The 15,856-nt window shown below is 73.5% G+C and carries 16 protein-coding genes and 1 tRNA gene; 4 read left to right on the top strand and 13 right to left on the bottom strand.

Annotated elements, in window-relative coordinates:
- Positions 1–11: 11 nt before the first annotated feature.
- Together K4B79_RS15295 and K4B79_RS15290 are read right to left on the bottom strand one after the other, a co-directional pair.
- Positions 12–1,424: a hypothetical protein gene (locus K4B79_RS15295; protein ID WP_232027124.1), complete on the bottom strand. Its 1,413-nt coding sequence runs from the start codon at positions 1,422–1,424 to the stop codon at positions 12–14.
- A 73-nt stretch (positions 1,425–1,497) separates the two neighbouring features.
- Entirely contained in the window at positions 1,498–2,268 is a 771-nt protein-coding gene (locus K4B79_RS15290; RefSeq protein WP_232027123.1) for a DUF4097 family beta strand repeat-containing protein, read from the bottom strand.
- A gap of 205 nt (positions 2,269–2,473) precedes the next feature.
- Here K4B79_RS15290 and K4B79_RS15285 point away from each other — a divergent pair.
- Positions 2,474–2,545 (top strand) — tRNA-Val (locus K4B79_RS15285).
- A gap of 52 nt (positions 2,546–2,597) precedes the next feature.
- Here K4B79_RS15285 and K4B79_RS15280 read toward each other — a convergent pair.
- From K4B79_RS15280 to K4B79_RS15260, 5 genes are all read right to left on the bottom strand, one after another.
- Complete coding sequence (locus K4B79_RS15280) at positions 2,598–2,936, bottom strand: hypothetical protein (RefSeq protein WP_232027122.1); 339 nt, start codon at positions 2,934–2,936, stop codon at positions 2,598–2,600.
- A 52-nt stretch (positions 2,937–2,988) separates the two neighbouring features.
- A complete protein-coding gene (locus tag K4B79_RS15275) occupies positions 2,989–3,435 on the bottom strand; it encodes a hypothetical protein (protein WP_232027121.1) in 447 nt (148 codons plus the stop codon).
- Positions 3,432–4,637 (bottom strand): MFS transporter, encoded by a 1,206-nt coding sequence (locus tag K4B79_RS15270; protein WP_232027120.1) that lies wholly within the window; start codon positions 4,635–4,637, stop codon positions 3,432–3,434. Before K4B79_RS15270 ends, K4B79_RS15275 begins: the two co-directional genes overlap by 4 nt.
- 157 nt (positions 4,638–4,794) lie before the next feature.
- A complete protein-coding gene (locus tag K4B79_RS15265) occupies positions 4,795–5,904 on the bottom strand; it encodes a winged helix DNA-binding domain-containing protein (protein ID WP_232027119.1) in 1,110 nt (369 codons plus the stop codon).
- Positions 5,901–6,536, bottom strand: a complete 636-nt coding sequence (locus K4B79_RS15260; protein ID WP_374208482.1) for a DinB family protein — start codon at positions 6,534–6,536, stop codon at positions 5,901–5,903. The genes K4B79_RS15265 and K4B79_RS15260 overlap by 4 nt, the downstream gene beginning before the upstream one ends.
- Positions 6,537–6,670: 134 nt before the next feature.
- Between K4B79_RS15260 and K4B79_RS15255 the strand changes: the two genes are divergently transcribed.
- On the top strand, positions 6,671–7,291 hold the full coding sequence (locus K4B79_RS15255; RefSeq protein WP_232027118.1) for a GNAT family N-acetyltransferase: 621 nt from the start codon (positions 6,671–6,673) through the stop codon (positions 7,289–7,291).
- Here K4B79_RS15255 and K4B79_RS15250 read toward each other — a convergent pair.
- Together K4B79_RS15250 and K4B79_RS15245 are read right to left on the bottom strand one after the other, a co-directional pair.
- Entirely contained in the window at positions 7,251–8,243 is a 993-nt protein-coding gene (locus tag K4B79_RS15250) for an alpha/beta fold hydrolase (RefSeq protein WP_232027117.1), read from the bottom strand. The genes K4B79_RS15255 and K4B79_RS15250 overlap by 41 nt on opposite strands.
- 143 nt (positions 8,244–8,386) lie before the next feature.
- Positions 8,387–9,289, bottom strand: a complete 903-nt coding sequence (locus K4B79_RS15245; RefSeq protein WP_232027582.1) for a ketopantoate reductase family protein — start codon at positions 9,287–9,289, stop codon at positions 8,387–8,389.
- 90 nt (positions 9,290–9,379) lie between these two features.
- Here K4B79_RS15245 and K4B79_RS15240 point away from each other — a divergent pair, with 90 nt between their 5' ends.
- Positions 9,380–9,610 (top strand): DUF2277 domain-containing protein, encoded by a 231-nt coding sequence (locus K4B79_RS15240; RefSeq protein WP_232027116.1) that lies wholly within the window; start codon positions 9,380–9,382, stop codon positions 9,608–9,610.
- 289 nt (positions 9,611–9,899) lie between these two features.
- Here K4B79_RS15240 and K4B79_RS15235 read toward each other — a convergent pair whose 3' ends face one another.
- On the bottom strand, positions 9,900–10,532 hold the full coding sequence (locus K4B79_RS15235; protein ID WP_232027115.1) for a DedA family protein: 633 nt from the start codon (positions 10,530–10,532) through the stop codon (positions 9,900–9,902).
- Positions 10,533–10,811: 279 nt separating this feature from the next.
- Between K4B79_RS15235 and K4B79_RS15230 the strand changes: the two genes are divergently transcribed.
- Positions 10,812–11,378 carry a superoxide dismutase family protein gene (locus K4B79_RS15230; protein ID WP_232027114.1) on the top strand — a complete coding sequence of 189 codons (567 nt, stop codon included), beginning with the start codon at positions 10,812–10,814 and terminating at the stop codon, positions 11,376–11,378.
- Between the two features lie 66 nt (positions 11,379–11,444).
- On the opposite strand, the gene K4B79_RS15225 is transcribed toward K4B79_RS15230, so the two are convergent.
- The 3 genes from K4B79_RS15225 to K4B79_RS15215 form a co-directional block, all read right to left on the bottom strand.
- A complete protein-coding gene (locus tag K4B79_RS15225) occupies positions 11,445–11,897 on the bottom strand; it encodes a DoxX family protein (protein WP_232027113.1) in 453 nt (150 codons plus the stop codon).
- Between the two features lie 84 nt (positions 11,898–11,981).
- Positions 11,982–13,907 (bottom strand): FAD/NAD(P)-binding protein, encoded by a 1,926-nt coding sequence (locus tag K4B79_RS15220; RefSeq protein ID WP_232027112.1) that lies wholly within the window; start codon positions 13,905–13,907, stop codon positions 11,982–11,984.
- Between the two features lie 186 nt (positions 13,908–14,093).
- Positions 14,094–15,737 (bottom strand): alkaline phosphatase D family protein, encoded by a 1,644-nt coding sequence (locus K4B79_RS15215; RefSeq protein WP_232027581.1) that lies wholly within the window; start codon positions 15,735–15,737, stop codon positions 14,094–14,096.
- Between the last annotated feature and the right edge of the window lie 119 nt (positions 15,738–15,856).

Below are 15,856 nucleotides of genomic sequence, written 5' to 3'. Positions count from 1 at the left end.
CGTAGGGCGTCTCAGTGACCGGCGCCGCGGTCGTCGCGGATCTGGGACACCACCCGCGCCACCGTCTGCCGCACCGCCTCGGTCTCGGTCAGGAAGTGCCAGTAGTCGGGGTGGCGCCCCTCCAGCGTGCCGATCGCGCGGTCGAGGCGGGCGACCGCGTCGTCCAGGGGGCGGGCGTGCCGGGGGTCGGGGGTGTTGCGGCCGGCCATGGCCAGACGCTGGGCGTCCCGGATCGCGAAACGCGTGCGGTCGATCTCCTGCTGCGGGTCCTTCTGCACGGCGTTCAGGCGGCGCAGCCGGTCGCCGGCGGCGGAGACGGACTCGTCGGTGGTGTTCAGCAGTGCCCGGACGGTGGAGAGCAGGGCGGTGGCGTCCGCCCAGCGCTGCTCGTCGCGCGCGGCCCGCGCCTCGCGCAGCTTCAGCTCGGCCTGCTCCACGTTCCGGGCGGCCTGGTCGGGGACGTGCTGGAGGTCCTGCCAGCAGGCGGCGGCGAACCGGCGGCGCAGCTCGCTCAGGACCGGCTCGACCTGCCCGGCGCGCGTGGTGAGCGCCTGGGCACGGGTCCGCAGGGACACCAGCCGGTGGTCGATCTCGGCGGCCCGCTCCGGCAGCCGCTCGGCCTCCACCCGGACCGACTCCGCCTCTCGGGACACCCGCTCGGCCCGCTCCAGCGTCTGCGGCACGCCGTGCTGCCCCGCGCCCTGGTTCAGCTTGGTCAGCTCGGGCCCGAGGGCGGCGAGCCGGGCCGCCAGATCGTCCGCCTTCAGCCCCGACCCCCGTACGGCGTCCAGGGCGTTGGAGGCGGCCAGCAGCCCCTGCCGGGCCCGCTCGACGGCGGGGGCGAGGCGGGCCAGCTGGGTCTCGGCCTTGCCGATCAGCGGCCCCAGGCTGTCGCCGAAACGGTCCAGCTCCCGCTTGACGTTGGTCAGGTCGTCCTTCGCCCGGGTCAGCGCGGTACGCGCCTGGGAGGCGGCCGAGGCCTCCAGGTCGTCCCGGTCCAGGTCGTGCGCGTCCACGGCCTGGATGTACTGGTGGCTGACCTCGTCGATCCGGGCGCTGACCGCCTGGAAGTCGGCGACCGCGCGCCGGGCGGCGGGGGAGTCGTCCACCGCCGTGATGGTCTCGATCGAGATCCGCAGATCCCGCTGCGCGGTGTCCAGCTCGTAGAACGCGGCCGCGGCGGCGTCCTTCGCGGCCTGCGCCTCGGCCCGCTGGTTCTCCGCCCGCCCGCCGAACCAGCGCCGGGTGCCGCCACCGGCGAAGGCGGCGGGCAGCGCGAGCGCGACGACGAGCGGGAGCGTGACCAGGGTGAGGGTGTCGCGCAGGGCGTGCCGTGCGGGGCGCCCGGCGCGTGGGGCGCGAGCTGCGGGGTGGTGTGCGCGCGGCACCAACGGCGATTCCGGCTGCGGTGGTGTCGCCGTCACATCCCTCTCCCGTGCTGTGATCCGTCCTGCCCGGTCCATTCTCCCACCGGTTTAGGACGAACACACGGGCCGGTCAGTTCGCGGTTCGGACCGTGACTTTGCCGTCGCCCGTCCGGGCGTTCACGACATGCGGGCTGGAGTCGGCCCGCGGCACCGACACGTCCACCCCGCCGTCACCCGTCCTCGTGGTCACCCGGTACGTCGCCTTCGGCAGGTCGATGGTCACCGAACCGTCACCGCTGCGGGACTCCACCAGGTCCGGAACGGCACGGAGTTCGAGGCGTACCGAGCCGTCATGCGTGCGGGCCCGCACCTGCCGCGAGGACACGTCCGCCCGCACGGACCCGTCACCGGTACGCACACTCAGCGGCCCCGAGGTGTCGGTGACCCGCACGGACCCGTCACCGGTACGGATGTCCAGCGGATCCTTGAAACCCCGCGCCCGCACACTGCCCTCCCCGTCCTCGACCTTCACCGCGACACCGTGCGGCACCTCGATCCGGTGCTTGGCCGAGCAGTCCACGACCACCCCCGAGCACGTCATCCGCAGCTTCAGCCGGTCCCCCTCGAACGACCAGGTCACCTTCGGGTCCTTCCCCACCGCCACCGTGCCCTGGAACCACCGGGTCACCCTGACCTTCCCCTCCGGACCGTCCCCCGAGGCGACGATCTCCAGCGCCGAGTCGTCCGAGTCGACGGTCAGCGTCCTCCCCTGAAGCGCGAACGACCGCTCCTCAGGATCCTTGTCGTCCCCGGCGGACACCCCACACGCGGTGCCACCCCCCACCAGAACCGCGACGACCCCAACAGCCGCGACGGCACGCGCGGGAACGGTACGGGCCATGATGATCTCCCCCTGGAACGACGTGGACGCCTCGATGACGCACCTCGACCGTACGGATCCCGACGGCACGGGGGGATCCGGAGCGCTCCCGGATCGGGGGTGGGGATAACCCCCGGAGCCGCCCCGCACCTGGTCGTCACGGACCGTCGCCACGAACGGGTTTGCGGGGCAGTGCCCCGGGCGATGTAGGCTGTCGACTCGTCTCGGGTGCGTAGCTCAGGGGTAGAGCGCCTGCCTTACAAGCAGGATGTCGGCGGTTCGAAACCGTCCGCGCCCACCGGTTGTCGGCCCCTCGGAGTGTGCTCCGGGGGGCCGTTGTGTTGGGGCGGTCAGGTGGGTGGGGGTGGGGGCTGGGCGTGTTTGAGGTTCATGCGGGCGTCCACGCGGTCCGTGGTGGCGACCTCCGTCCAGAAGCGGTGGCCGCTGACGAAGACGGCGAGTTCGTGTTCGCGCTGTCGGAGCTTCTCCACCTCGGCCTGTTCGTCGGCCGTCCAGCCGGGGGAGGCGGGGCGTTCCACCTTGCGCCAGCCGTTGTCGTCGCTGAAGCCGTCCAGCGGCTCGACGGACCAGGGGAGCCGCTTCAGCAAGGCCGACAGCTCGGCCCGGACCTGATGCAGCTCCTCCTGACCGGCAAGGAGGTCCCCTGGAAAGTCATAGGTCTTAGCCACGGCGGCAATGCTACGCCTGTTCGATTTTGGGTGGCGAGTCACTTCGAGGGGTTCATGCGAACGGGGTGCGCCGCCCTCGTACTCCGGAGGCGGTCGCGATCACCAGGGAGAGCGCGAACAGGGTGAGGCCGGTGAAGATCACGGGGTTCACCCAGTCCGGGACCAGTTCCGTGCCCGTGCCGTCCGAGGTGACGCATTGGACGCTGACCGGCAGCGACGCCCGGGTCACGATGTGGTCGCCGGGCGCACCGCGTGACGCGCACAGCTGGTCCGGGTCCAGGACGTAGAACCCCGACATCACTCCCCACGCGTACGCGCCGAACGCCGCCGCGCCGGACATGACGGCGATCAGTACGCAGGTGCCGGCGCCCGGCAGGCGTCGCCAGGTGCCCGGCGGTCGTGCGTAGCCCCGTCGGGCGAGGACCGCGGCGGTGATCACGACCACGCAGGGCGCGAGGAACGGTGCCATCGTCAGGGCCAGGAGCAGCACGCTGGTCATGCCTCCGCGGACACCGGGGAGGGTTGGTGTTCCTTCGGGCCGGCCCCCTTCGCGGCTACGGCCATGACGGCGACCGAGGCGAGGACGATGAGGGCACCGACGTAGAGGGGGGCGGTGTAGCCGAGGCCGGCGGTGATGGCCAGGCCGCCGGCCCAGGCGCCCAGGGCGTTGCCGATGTTGGAGGCGGAGACGTTGGCGCTGGCGGCGAGGGCCGCGCCGTGGGCGGCGTCGGTGACGCGGGTGATCATGCCGGGCACACTGGCGAAGCCGAAGACGCCCATGAGGAACACCAGGATCACCGACGCCGTGGCGTTGCCGGCCAGCAGTCCGAAGGCTGCCAGGGTGAGGGTGAGGCCGGTCAGGGCGAGGAGCAGGGCGCGGTCACGGTCGTGGTCGGCCGCTCGTCCGCCGATCAGGTTGCCCACGACCAGGCCGACGCCGTAGACCATGAGCAGCCAGGCGACGTCGGCCGAGGAGAAGCCGCTGACCTCGGTGAAGGTGTAGGCGAGGTAGCTGAAGGCGCCGAACATGCCGCCGTAGCTGAGGGCGGTGGCCGTCAGGGTCAGCCAGACCTGGGTGGAGCGGAAGGCGCTGATCTGGGCCCGGAGGGTGTGGGGAGGGAGTGGTCCGCCCCGGTGGTCCGGTGCCGTCTCGCCCGCGGTCCCGGGGACTAGGGCGATGATGCCCGCCAGAGCGACCACGCCGATGGCGGTGACCGCCCAGAAGGCGGCGCGCCAGCCCCAGCGTTCGCCGACCAGGGCGCCGAAGGGGACGCCCAGCACGTTGGCGACGGTGAGGCCGGCGAACATGACGGCCACCGCGCGGGACTTCTTCTCCGGTGCGACCAGGCCGCGTGCGACCAGGGAGCCGATGCCGAAGAACGAGCCGTGGCACAGCGCCGCGACGATCCGGCCGAGCATCATCACCGGGTAGTTCGTCGCGATCGCGTTCAGCAGGTTGCCGAGGACGAACAGGACCACCAGGCCGACCAGGACCTGCTTCCGCGGCAGCCGTGCCGTCGCCGCGGTCAGCGCGATCGCACCGACCGCGACGCTGAGCGCGTACCCGGAGATCAGCCCGCCCGCGGCCGCCTCGGACACTCCGAAGCTCGACGCCACCTGCGGCAGCAGGCCCGCGATCAGGAATTCGGTGAGGCCGATGCCGAAACCGCCGACGGCCAGTGCGATGAGTCCAGTCGGCATCTGTTTCTCTCTCCGGCTCCGGTCGCGTGCGCGGTGGGGCGGGTGGTCGTACCTCCCGCCCCTGCGGCAACTTAGGCGCTGCGCCCGGCCGAGCGACAGCCGTTTTCCGCCGTTCCGGTGCCCGTTCTCCCGCTGTCCTCCCGCCGTCCTTCCGTCCTCAGCGGGGAGACGCGGTGATCCGTACGCGGTCACTGTCACCGTCGGTGAGGAACTCCGCCAGTTCCCGGCCCTCCTCGGCGACGGTGGTGCGGTCGGTGCGGGAGAAGGGGCGCAGGGGAGTGACCGTCACGGTGTCCGACTCGACCGTCCAGGTGGCGGCGACGCGGCCGTCGAGGAGAACGACGCGGGCGCCGGCGACCGAGAGGCCGCGGTGGGCGTCGTCGACGATCCGGCCGCGGTCGTCGTAGCCGAGGAGGGCGTTGTCGAAGGCGGGCAGGAACCGTACCGGGGCGGGGGTGTCGGGATCGGGGCGCGGTGCGTCGGGGAGGTCGAGCAGTTCCCGGCCGCGCTCGTCGCGGAAGGTGATCAGCTCGTCCCGCAGCGCGGCGACCGCCGCCGGCAGACCGGCGAGGCCGCACCAGGCGCGCAGATCGGCCGAGGCGGCCGGGCCGAACGCGGCCAGGTAGCGCCGGACGAGGGCCCGGCCCACGGGATCGGAACCGTCGCCGTCCTTTTCCGGCAGCGGGTCGATCTCGCGGCCCAGCCAGGTGGACAGGGGGAGGTTGCGTACCCCCGCCTTCGTGCGCCACAGGCCGCGTGGCGGCAGCTGCGCCATCGGGACGAGGGCGGAGACCAGCATCTCGCCGAGGGCCCGCAGGGTCGGCCCGGACGGTCGGTCGGTGAGCGCCCGGGTGAGTTCCGTCATCGTGCGGGGCTCGCCGTCGGACAGCACGGCCCGGCCCGCCGCGGCGAGGGCGTCGAGGTCCACGCCCTCGAACTCGCGGCGGTAGACCCCGAGGACCCGTTGGCGCAGCATGGCGTCGTGGCGGGCCCGCCAGGCGAGGGCGTCGTCGGCGGTGACGAGGTGGACGGTGCGGCGCATGAGGTGGGTGCGCACCACGCGCCGCCCGGTCAGCAGGTCCGACAGGGCCGCGGGTTCGAAGCCGCGCAGCCGGGACCAGAGTCCGACGAACGGCTCCTGCGGTTCCTGTGCCTGGAGGCCGCCGAGGTGGGCGACGGCGTCCAGGGCGGGCAGGTCGGCGCGGTCGAGCAGCAACTGCCGGGCGAGCGTGGCGCGGTTGAGCGCCCGGGGGCCGAGCACGGTCACGTGGCGGTCTTCCCGTCGAGCGACTCGCGCAGGATGTCCGCGTGCCCGGCGTGCTGGGCGGTCTCGTGGAGGACGTGGGTCAGGACCCGGCGCACGGTGTACACCCTGGCCGGGCTGCCCCAGGGCGCCGCGGGCACCTGGTGGGTCGCCGACAGGTCGGGGAGGGAGGCGACGACCTCCTCGGTGCGGGCGGCGACCTCCTCGTACCGCTTCAGGACGTCGGCCAGTGTCTCGCCGGGCTCCATCCGGAAGCCGCGCTGGTGGTCGATCAGCCACTGCGGGATCTCGCGGGCGGTGCCGGAGGTGATGTCGGCCCAGGTGACGCCGTCGGGCAGGTCGTAGCTGAGCGCCGACGGGCCCTCGACCACGAAGCGCAGCCAGCTCTCCTCCATGGACGTGACGTGTTTGATCAGCCCGCCCAGGCACAGCGCGCTGACCGTCGGACGCTCGCCCGCCTTCTCGTCGTCGAGCCCGGTCACCGTGCGCGTGACGGCGGCCCGGGCGGTCGCGAGGGCGGCGAGCAGGTCGGCGTGCTCGCCGTGCGGCGCGAGGGCGGGCTGGGGCGAGGACTGGGAAGGGGACTGGGAGGAGAGCTGAGAGGGGGGCTGGGGCGAGGTGGTGGCAGTCACGATGGTCTGATCCTTCCGGTCGTCCATGCGGCCGGCACGAGGCGTGTCCGGCAACAGGACGACCGTCGCAGGGAATTAGGTCAGTACGTGTCCGCTTCGCGTGTCGTCCCCGGTGTCCGTCGTGGCATCGTGGCGTCATGACCATCGAGGTGCGCCCCGCTGCGGTCTTCGAGGACGTCCGTACGCTGCTCGGCCCGAAGTCGCCGGGGGCCAACGTCTGCTGGTGCCTGAGCTATCGGATCCCCTCCCGGCTCAACGACGAGCTGCGCGGGCCCGCCCGGGGCGAGTACGTCGCCGAACTGTGCCGCACCGAGCCCCCTCCGGGGGTGATCGCCTACGACGGTGACGAGCCGGTCGGCTGGGCGGCCGTGGCGCCCCGCGCGGACACGTCCTTCGCCCGCAGCCGCAGGATCCCGCACGTCGACGATCTGCCGGTGTGGTCGCTGTGGTGCGTCCGGGTCCGCCCCGGTCACCGCAAGCAGGGCATCTCGCACGCCCTGATCGCCGGCGCCGTCGAGTTCGCCCGCGCCCACGGCGCCCCGGCGATCGAGGCGTACCCCCTCGACAACGGCGACGCCAGGGTCGACCTGACCATGGCGTACGCCGGGATCCGCCGGAACTTCGAACGCGCCGGGTTCACCCACGCCGCCGACACCACCTCCGTGCTGGCCGGGCACCCGCGTGTCCTGATGCGGCTCGACCTCCCGCGCCGGCCGGTCAGTTCAGGGAGTCCAGCCACTCCACGAGACGCCGGTTGACCTCCTCCGGCCGCTCCTGCTGGATCCAGTGGCCGCAGCCTTCGAGGACGTGGGAGGAGCGCAGCCCGGGGAGGGTGGTGGGGAAGGCCTCGATCGCGTCGGCCAGCCAGGTCGTGGAGGCGTCGAGGGAGCCGCCGAGGAACAGGGAGGGCTGGGTGACGGGGGCGCCGGCCCGGTCGGCGAGGTCCTTCCAGTCGAGGTCCATGGCGCGGTAGCGGTTGAGCGCGCCGGTGAGTCCCGTGCGCTCGAACTCCCCGGCGTAGACGTCGAGTTCGGCCTCGCCCAGCCAGGCCGGGCGGCGGTCGGCGGCGGGGAAGCGGTCGCGCAGGGTGCCGCCGGGGCTCACGAAGTGCGGGTCGGGGGCGCCGGGGGCGGGCAGGGTGTCGGCGGACAGGGCGGCGTAGAAACCGGCGAGCCAGCCGCGTACGTCGGGCTCGATCTCGCGCTCCGCCCGGCCGGGCTCCTGGAAGTAGGAGACGTAGAACTCCTCGGTCCCGCCGCCCAGTTGGGCGAAGACCTCGCTGGGGCGCGGTCCGCCGGGCGGGGTGTAGGGGACGCTGAGCAGGCCGACCGCGCGGAACACCTCGGGCCGCAGCAGCGCGCAGTGCGCGGCGACGGTCGCGCCCCAGTCGTGTCCGACGACCACCGCGGGGGCCCCGCCCAGTGCCTCCACGACGGCGACCTGGTCCGCCACCAGCTCCGACAGCCGGTACGCCTCCACCGCCTCCGGCTTCGAGGAGCGCCCGTATCCGCGCAGGTCCACGGCGACCGCGCGGTACCCGGCGGCGGCCAGGGCGGGCAGCTGGCGGCGCCAGGAGTACCAGGACTCCGGGAAGCCGTGCACCAGCAGGACCAGTGGCCCGGACCCCTGCTCCACCAGGTGGACGCGGCCCGCGGGGCCGGGGATCAGGCGGCGGGTGACATCGGTGGGCCGAGGGGCCGGGTGCGGCATGCGTCCTCTCCTCCGTACGGGGGTGTCGCGACGGTGGTGCCACGACTCGTACGGCGATCCTGCGACGCGGGGCGCGACCGCCGCGACCGTTGTTGCCGTTCCGGCAAAACGGCCGCGACCCTACGCTGTCCGGTGGGCCGTGGTCAGTGCCCGGCCTCCCTCAACTCCCGTACGACACGGGCCGTCACGGGCGCCTCGACGCCGTGCCGCTCGGCCGCCCGCAGCAACGCGCCGCCGATCGCGTCCAGTTCGAGCGGGCGGCCCGCCTCCGCGTCCCGCTGCATCGAGGACTTGGTGGCCGCCGGGAAGGCGTCGTAGCGGGCCAGCGCCTGGGCCGGGTCGGCCGGGCCGCCGGACGCGGCGCTGACGGCGGCGGTCTCCTCCACCAGGGCCGTCAGTTCCTCGCGGTGGCGCGTGCGGACCTCGCCCAGGGGGAGGCCGTGGCGCGTGGTCAGCAGCGCGAAGGGGGCCAGGAACGACATCTTCGCCCACAGGGACGCCGTCTCGTCGGGCAGCACGCGGGTGGTCGGGCCGGCCGCCGTGAGCGCCTCCGCCAGCGCGTCGAGGCGGTCGCGGGGGACGTCGTCGCCCGCGAGGTCGATCTCCGCGAAGGGGCTGCCGTGCTCGATCACGCCCGGCGCCACGCGGGTCGACTCCACGCGGATGACGGTGGGGGCCACGCGGTCCGGGCGGTAGCGGGCGCGCAGCGTCGCCGGGTGCTCCACGCCGTTCAGGAGCGGTACGACGACGGCGTCGCCGAGGGTGGTGGGCGGGACGCGGTCCAGCGCGGCGGCCAGGGAGGTGTGCTTGACGGCGATCACCAACGCGTCGACCGGTTCGCGGAGTTCGGTGTCCGCCTCGACCGGTGCGGTGAAGTCGCCGAACTTGGCGCTGTGGATCCGGATGCCGTCCTTGCGGAGCGTCTCGGCCGTGTTCTCGCCGGCCAGGCAGATCACCCGGTGGCCGGAGCGGGACAACAGCGCGGCGAGCAGGCCGCCGGTGCCGCCCGGGCCCAGGACGGCCACGGTGAGTTCGTCGTACGCCATGATGCGGGTTCCCCTCTTGTCGGTCCCGGCGATCATCGCAGGCGGCCCTTTTGGAGGACAGGTGGTGGTCCGAGGGGCGAGACTGGGGGCATGTGCCGCAGTATCAAGACGCTTCGTCCACCTGTCCTGCCCGAGGAGGCGACGGAGGACGAGATCCGTGCCGCCGCGCTCCAGTACGTCCGCAAGGTCTCCGGCTTCCGGGCCCCCGCCGCGCACAACCAGGAGGTCTTCGACCACGCGGTCGACGTGATCGCCGAGGCGACGGCTGAACTGCTGGCGGGGCTGGAAGTGCGGGGGGCGTCCGCCAGGAAGGCCGGTTGATCGGTGCGGGGTGCTGGTGCCGGGGGGGGTGTGTCGCTCACCGGCGCTTGCGGGGTGCCGCTGCGCCCACCCGTGCCGCCCCAGCGGCACGATTGCCCGCAGCTACGGCAGAGGCAGCGGAGCAGGCGAGCAACGGTGACCGGTCCAACCTAGGGGCGAGGGGAACTGCGCGACCAGCCCCCACCGGCCCGCAGCCGTACACGTACCCCCTACGCCGCCCCCACTGGCCCGCAGCCGTACACGTACCCCCTACGCCGCCCCCACCGGCCCGCAGCCGCAGACGTACCTTCTACGCCCGTACCCCTTGCGTCGCCTCCGGGCGCCGTCGCATGACATACGCCGCCCCCGCCCCCGCCCCGAACAACGCCAGCACGGACACCCCCGTCGCCAACCAGGACGTGCCCAGCCAGTGCGCGCCGAAGTAGCCGAGGGCGACGCTGTACGCGGCCCAGGAGAGGCCGGCGAGGGCGGACCAGGGGAGGAAGTCGCGGGCGCGGTGATGCGCGGCGCCGGCGCCGAGGGAGACGACCGAGCGGCCGGCGGGGGCGAAGCGGGCGAGGACGACGAGGGGGCCGCCACCGCGCGCGAGGGCCTCGCCGAGACGTTCCTGCGCGGTGCGCAGCCGCCGGGAGCGGGCGATCGCGCGGTCCAGGCGCTCGCCGCCGCGCCAGGCCAGCCGGTAGGCCACCAGGTCGCCCAGCACGGACGCGGTGGTCGCGCAGAGGATGAGGGCCAGGATGTCGGGTACTTCGTGCGGCACCTGGCCGGTCGCCGCGCCGGATCCCGCGGCCGCCGCCGTCGCGGCCGTGATGACCAGGACGCCGCTCGGCAGCACCGGCAGGAACACGTCGAGGAGCACCGACAGCGCGACCATGGCGTAGATCCATGGGCTGCCGATCAACGCCCCCACACTCTCGAACACCGCGACTCCCCGTCGTCCCCCGTGGCTGGTCCGCACTGCGCTGCCGCGATGTCGCGGGGGTGCGGCAGGGAGCGGCCCATAACAGCCATACAGCGTACGCCTGGGGTATGACAGCGCATTCACCGGGGGCTCGTGTCTTCGGCACAGCGTGTTCACCCGGCTGCAGTGCTCCGGAGGGCGGCGGGGGCGGATGTCCCGTAGCACGGAACGGGGGCGAGCCACCCCGGCCCGCTCCTCCCCACGACCTCGGGAACCACGACCTCAGGAACGGTGCTGATCATGCTGGCTGGAATATCCATGGGCGCCGCAGCCGTCGCGGCGGCCGTACTCGCGGGCGGCGGTGCCCATGACCCCCATGACCCCCCTGACTCCCACGGCTACCGGATGCGGACGGACGCCAGGTTCGCGCCGCCGGAGGCCTTCGTGCCCTCGGCGGCGGTGACGTACGACAGGGAGCTGGTCCCGGCGGGCGCGTGGATCGAGGTGGCCCAGCGCACGGGCCTGGGCGGCGCGACGACCGTCGGACTGCGGACGAAGGGCCTGCGGCCCGGGCACAGCTACGGCGTCCATGTGCACCAGAAGCCCTGCGCGGCCGACCCGGCCGCCGCGGGCGGCCACTACCAGCACGAGCCGTCGGCGGACCCGCACCACGTCACCGCCGAGAACGAGGTCTGGCTCGACTTCACCGCCGACGGCCACGGCTCGGGCACCGCGCGGGCCCACCACTCCTGGGGCTTCCGGCGGGGTGAGGCCTCCTCCGTCGTGCTCCACGACGAGCCGGGGAGCAAGGGGGCCCGGGTCGCCTGCTTCACCGTGCCGTTCGGCTGGGTCGCCGGCACCGCGTGACACGGGACGGCGCCCGCCCCCGGGTGAGCGGGTGGGGACGGGCGCCGCCTGTCGTGGCCGTACGGGTCAGGCGGTCACCGGTGTGTGCTGCGGGGACCGCTCGCCCGCCGGGGCGGAGCGCCTGGCGAACAGCCGGTCCAGGCCGAACGCGCCGGAGCCGGTGAAGACCAGCAGCAGGAAGGCCCAGCAGAACATCGCGGCGCCCTCGCCGCTGTTCTCCTTCGGCCACAGGCCGGTCGGCTGGTGCACCTTGAAGTAGGCGTAGGCCATTGCGCCCGAGCAGATGAACGCGGCGGCCCGGGTGCCCAGGCCGAGCAGGACGAGGGTGCCGCCGACGAGCTCGATCACGGCGGCGTACCAGCCGGGCCAGGTGCCGGTCTCGACCGTGCCGCCGTTGCCGTCGGCGCCTCCGAGGAGGCCGAAGAGCGAGGCGGCGCCGTGGCAGGCGAAGAGCAGTCCGACCACGATGCGGAAAAGGCCGAGCACATAGGGCTGGGCGCTGTTGAGACGTCCAGTCATGTGGGGGGTACTCCTTCGGTCGGGCCGGCCCGGAATACGGGCCGGGCGGGGACGAAACCGATGAGTAACCCACGTTAGGTTGCCCTAAGTAACGCTTTCAAGTTCAACATTCGGCCACGGATTCGCCACCCTTTGCTCACCAGCCTCTGAGGTAACCGCACGTAGAACGGCTCTCGCCACCGCATCGGCGTCCGAAAGCATGACCGAATCCACACCGGGCCGGGCCCCCGCCGCGGTCACCCAGTGCACTCCCTCCGTCGGCACCCCGAAGGCGAACCGCCGCGGATGTGCCCGGCCTTGACGGTCTTTCAGGTGATAAGGCCGCCCCGTCACGTCCAGTCCGCCCGTTTCGTACCCGTCGACCGTGTGCGGTCGGCACTGCCCCCGCTCCAGCAGCCCGCCGAGCAGCGCGTCGGCCGTCCGCCGCAGATCCGGCTCCGGCAGACGCGCCTCCACGAGAGTCGTCACGCGTACGGCGGACCCCGGCACCTCGGGGGAGCGCGCCACCCACGCCCCCGCCGTCTCCGAGACCTCCAGGCGCGGCCCGAGCACCTCCACCACACCGGCCTCCACCAGCGCGGCCAGCTCCTCGACGCGCCGCCGGGGCGGGCCGATGGACAAAAAGGCGTTGAGCGGGGTGTACCAGCGGTCCAGATGGTCCCGCCGGGAGGCGCCGGCCAGCCCGCCGTGGTCGACGATCCGCCGCAGTTCGTTGCGCAGGTCGCGCAGCACGTCCAGGGCCGCTTTCAGAGGCCCGGCGACATTGCCGAGGGCCGCCTGGGTCGCGTCCTCGCGCAGGTGCGCGAGCAGCCAGTCCCGCCAGGCGGCCGGATCCGGGAAGACCTGTCCGGCGTACGGCCGGGAGATCCGCTCCCAGGACCAGCGCCCGGTCCGCGTCACCCCGAACTCGTCCAGTACGGCGGCCTCTTCGGGACCGCCGTGCGCGGTGGCCAGGAAGCGGTCCGCGAAGTCCGGTGCGCCCAGGAGGACTTCGTAGTAGACCGTCTCCACCTCCTTCGCCACCAGCGGCCATATCTCCGTGAGGAAGTCGGGCGCCTCGCCGTTGTCGGCGCGCTTGCGGAAGCGGGCGATCACGTCGTCGGTGAGGACGCGAGGGAAGTGACGGCCGTAGGGCCCTTTCGCGTTGTCGCCGCGCGCCTGGTACGGGACCCCGCGCCGCGAACCGGCGTACAGCCGCGGCTCACGGCCGGAGGGTATGTACCGCAGGCCCTGGGCGGCGGAGACGAAGCGTCCGCCGCGGCCGGTCGTCAACAGGGCCATGTGGTCGAAGAAGTTGAGCCCCAGCCCGCGCAACAGCACCGGTTCCCCCGGCGCTACGGCGGACAGGTCGACGTCGGCGGGGTTGGCGGGCGGCACATGGCGCAGCCCGTGCCGCTCCGCGTGGGCGGCGAGCCGCCGCAGGGGCGGGTCGGGCACCACGGGCAGATGACCCTGCGCGAGGACCACGGCGGACAGTCCGGACAAGACGCGGCCGTCGTCGAGGGTGAGCGTCTGGAGGCCGCCGGGGCCCTCGGGGCGGTCGGGGCCGCCGGGGTCGTCGGGGTCGTCGTCGAGCCGTACCGCGCGCGCCGCGTGCGTCTCGACGCGCACCCCCGGCGGCGCCTCGCGCACGGTCCGCGCGAACACCCACTCCAGATACCGGCCGTACTCGGCACGCGTCGGATACGCGTCCGGGCTCAGCGTGCCGCCCGCCCACTCGTGGAGGCTGGGGCCGGGCCGGACCGGTCCCGAGCAGTCCACGCTGTCATCGGTGAACAGGGTCACCTGCGAGGCGACGGTGTTCATCAGCAGCTCGGCCGACTGTGCGGTGCGCCAGACCCGGCCGGGTCCGGGCGGCGCCGGGTCGACGACGTGGACCGTCAGGCGGGCGCCGGGCGGCAGGAGGTCGGGCGCGGAGGCGCAGAGGCGTTCCAGGACGCCGGTGCCGCGCGGCCCGGCGCCGACCAGGGCGACGGCGACGGGCACAGGGGCCGGGGGCGGTACGGGCAAGGGTCTTACTCCCGGGCATGGGGGTGCGTGGGGGCGGCTCGCCGTCCCCGGGCCTGCCCCGGAAGCGGACGGTCCGCCTCATCATGCCGTCGGGAGGGGAGGGTGCCGAGCCCGGGGGCACCGGACTGTGGGATGCCTCACGAGCATCCCGTGCCACGGGCGCAACAAACGGTCGTAACAGGGTGATCAGCGGGCAAGTTCGGACTCGGCGACCTTCACCAGATGCGGCCTGGCGCCCTTCCGCTCCTTCGCCTGGTCCAGTCGCAGCAGCGCCGAACGCCCGCGCAGGGTCAGTGTCATGAGCTGGTTGCCGAACCATGGACCGCCTGTCCGGCGCCAGTCGACCGGCGGCGGCGAGCAGTCGCCGTGCGCGCTGAAGCGCCGCCCGAGGGCGCGGGCCACCCCGCTCCAGCCGAAGCGGAAGCCGAGCCTTATCGACAGCGGGATGGAGTTGTGGACGGGGGAGCAGGTCAGCTGGTAGACGCGGGCGTCCGGTGCCGTCGAACGCGTCCGCCACTCCGGCTCGGCCACGTACGCGTGGTGCACGTCCCCGGACAGCACCAGGATCGTCGCCGGCGCCTGCGGGCCCGACCCCGCCTCGGCGATGAGCGACGCCAGCGCCTCGAAGGACGCCGGGAAGGCCGCCCAGTGCTCCAGGTCGGCCCGGCGTCGCAGATCCTCCCCGAACCGGGCCCAGCGGGCGCCCTTCTCGCCCCGGCACAGGGCCGCGTTCCACGCCTCGGCGTCGTGCACCAGGTTCGGCAGCAGCCAGGGCAGGGAGGTGCCGATGAGGAGATGGTCGTAGGAACCGGGCTCCTCCAGCGCCTGTTCGCGCAGCCACTTGGCCTCACCCGGGTCGAGCATCGCGCGGCTCTGCTCGTCCAGGACGCGGGCCGCCCGGGTGTCCACCATCAGCAGCCGGACGCGGCCGAAGTCGCGCCGGTAGCTCCAGCGCACCGAGGCGGGGTCGACGTCGGCCTCGGCGGCGAAGGCGCGCAGCACGTCGGTGCCGTCCGGCGTCTCCTGTACGGCGGCGTAGAGCGGGTCGGCGGCCAGGGACGCGGGGGAGAGGTTCCCCAGGTGCTGGTGGACCCAGTACGACATCAGGCCGCTGAGCACCCGCTGCTGCCACCAGCCGGTGGCCCGCATGTCCTCGACCCAGGCGGCGGAGGTGTTCCAATCATCAACTACGTCGTGGTCGTCGAAAATCATGCAACTGGGCACGGTGGACAGCAGCCAGCGCACCTCGGGGTCGAGCCAGGACTCGTAGTAGAGGTGGGTGTACTCCTCGTAGTCCGCGACCTCGTTGCCCGGCGGGTCGCTCAGGTCGCGGCGGGCGGCCAGCCAGCGGCGGGTCGCGGGCGAGGTCTCGTCGGCGTACACCTGGTCGCCCAACAGCAGCAGCACGTCCGGCCGTTCGCCCTCCGGGTCGGCCGCGATCCGGGCCGCCAGGGTGTCCAGGGCGTCGGGGCCGACCGGGTCCGGCTCACCGGCCGGCGGGGCGGCCCAGCGGCAGGAGCCGAAGGCGACCCGGACGGCGTCCCCCTCGGCGCGGGTGTGGATGACGGACGGCGGGAACGGCGAGTCGGGCAGCGGCCACACGCGGGTGCCGTCGAGGAACACCTCGTACGGCTGCGAGGTGCCCGGGGTCAGCCCGGTCACCGGGACCAGGGCGTAGTGGTGGCCCTCCACCTGGAAGGTGCGCGTCTCGCCGCCGGAGCCGTCCGCGCACCGCACCTCGGCGGCGCACGGACGGCTCGCCTCGACCCATACGGTCGCGGACGAGCCGTCGGCATACCTCAGCAGTGGTCCCAGCCGCAGTCCCGCCACCTCATCGCCCGCCTTCATCGGTCCTCCGTCGCCCCGTACGGTACGGAACGACGGAGGTCAGCGGGGAGGTTCCGGGAGATCACGACTTGGTCAGGCCGCCCAGCGGTTGCTGATGCGGC

Origin of the sequence: Streptomyces lincolnensis (assembly GCF_021173675.1) — a bacterium.
Taxonomy (GTDB): Bacteria; Actinomycetota; Actinomycetes; order Streptomycetales; family Streptomycetaceae; genus Streptomyces; species Streptomyces lincolnensis_B.
The sequence above is the reverse complement of the archived record's forward strand: the minus strand, read 5'-3'. Positions and strand labels throughout refer to the sequence as shown.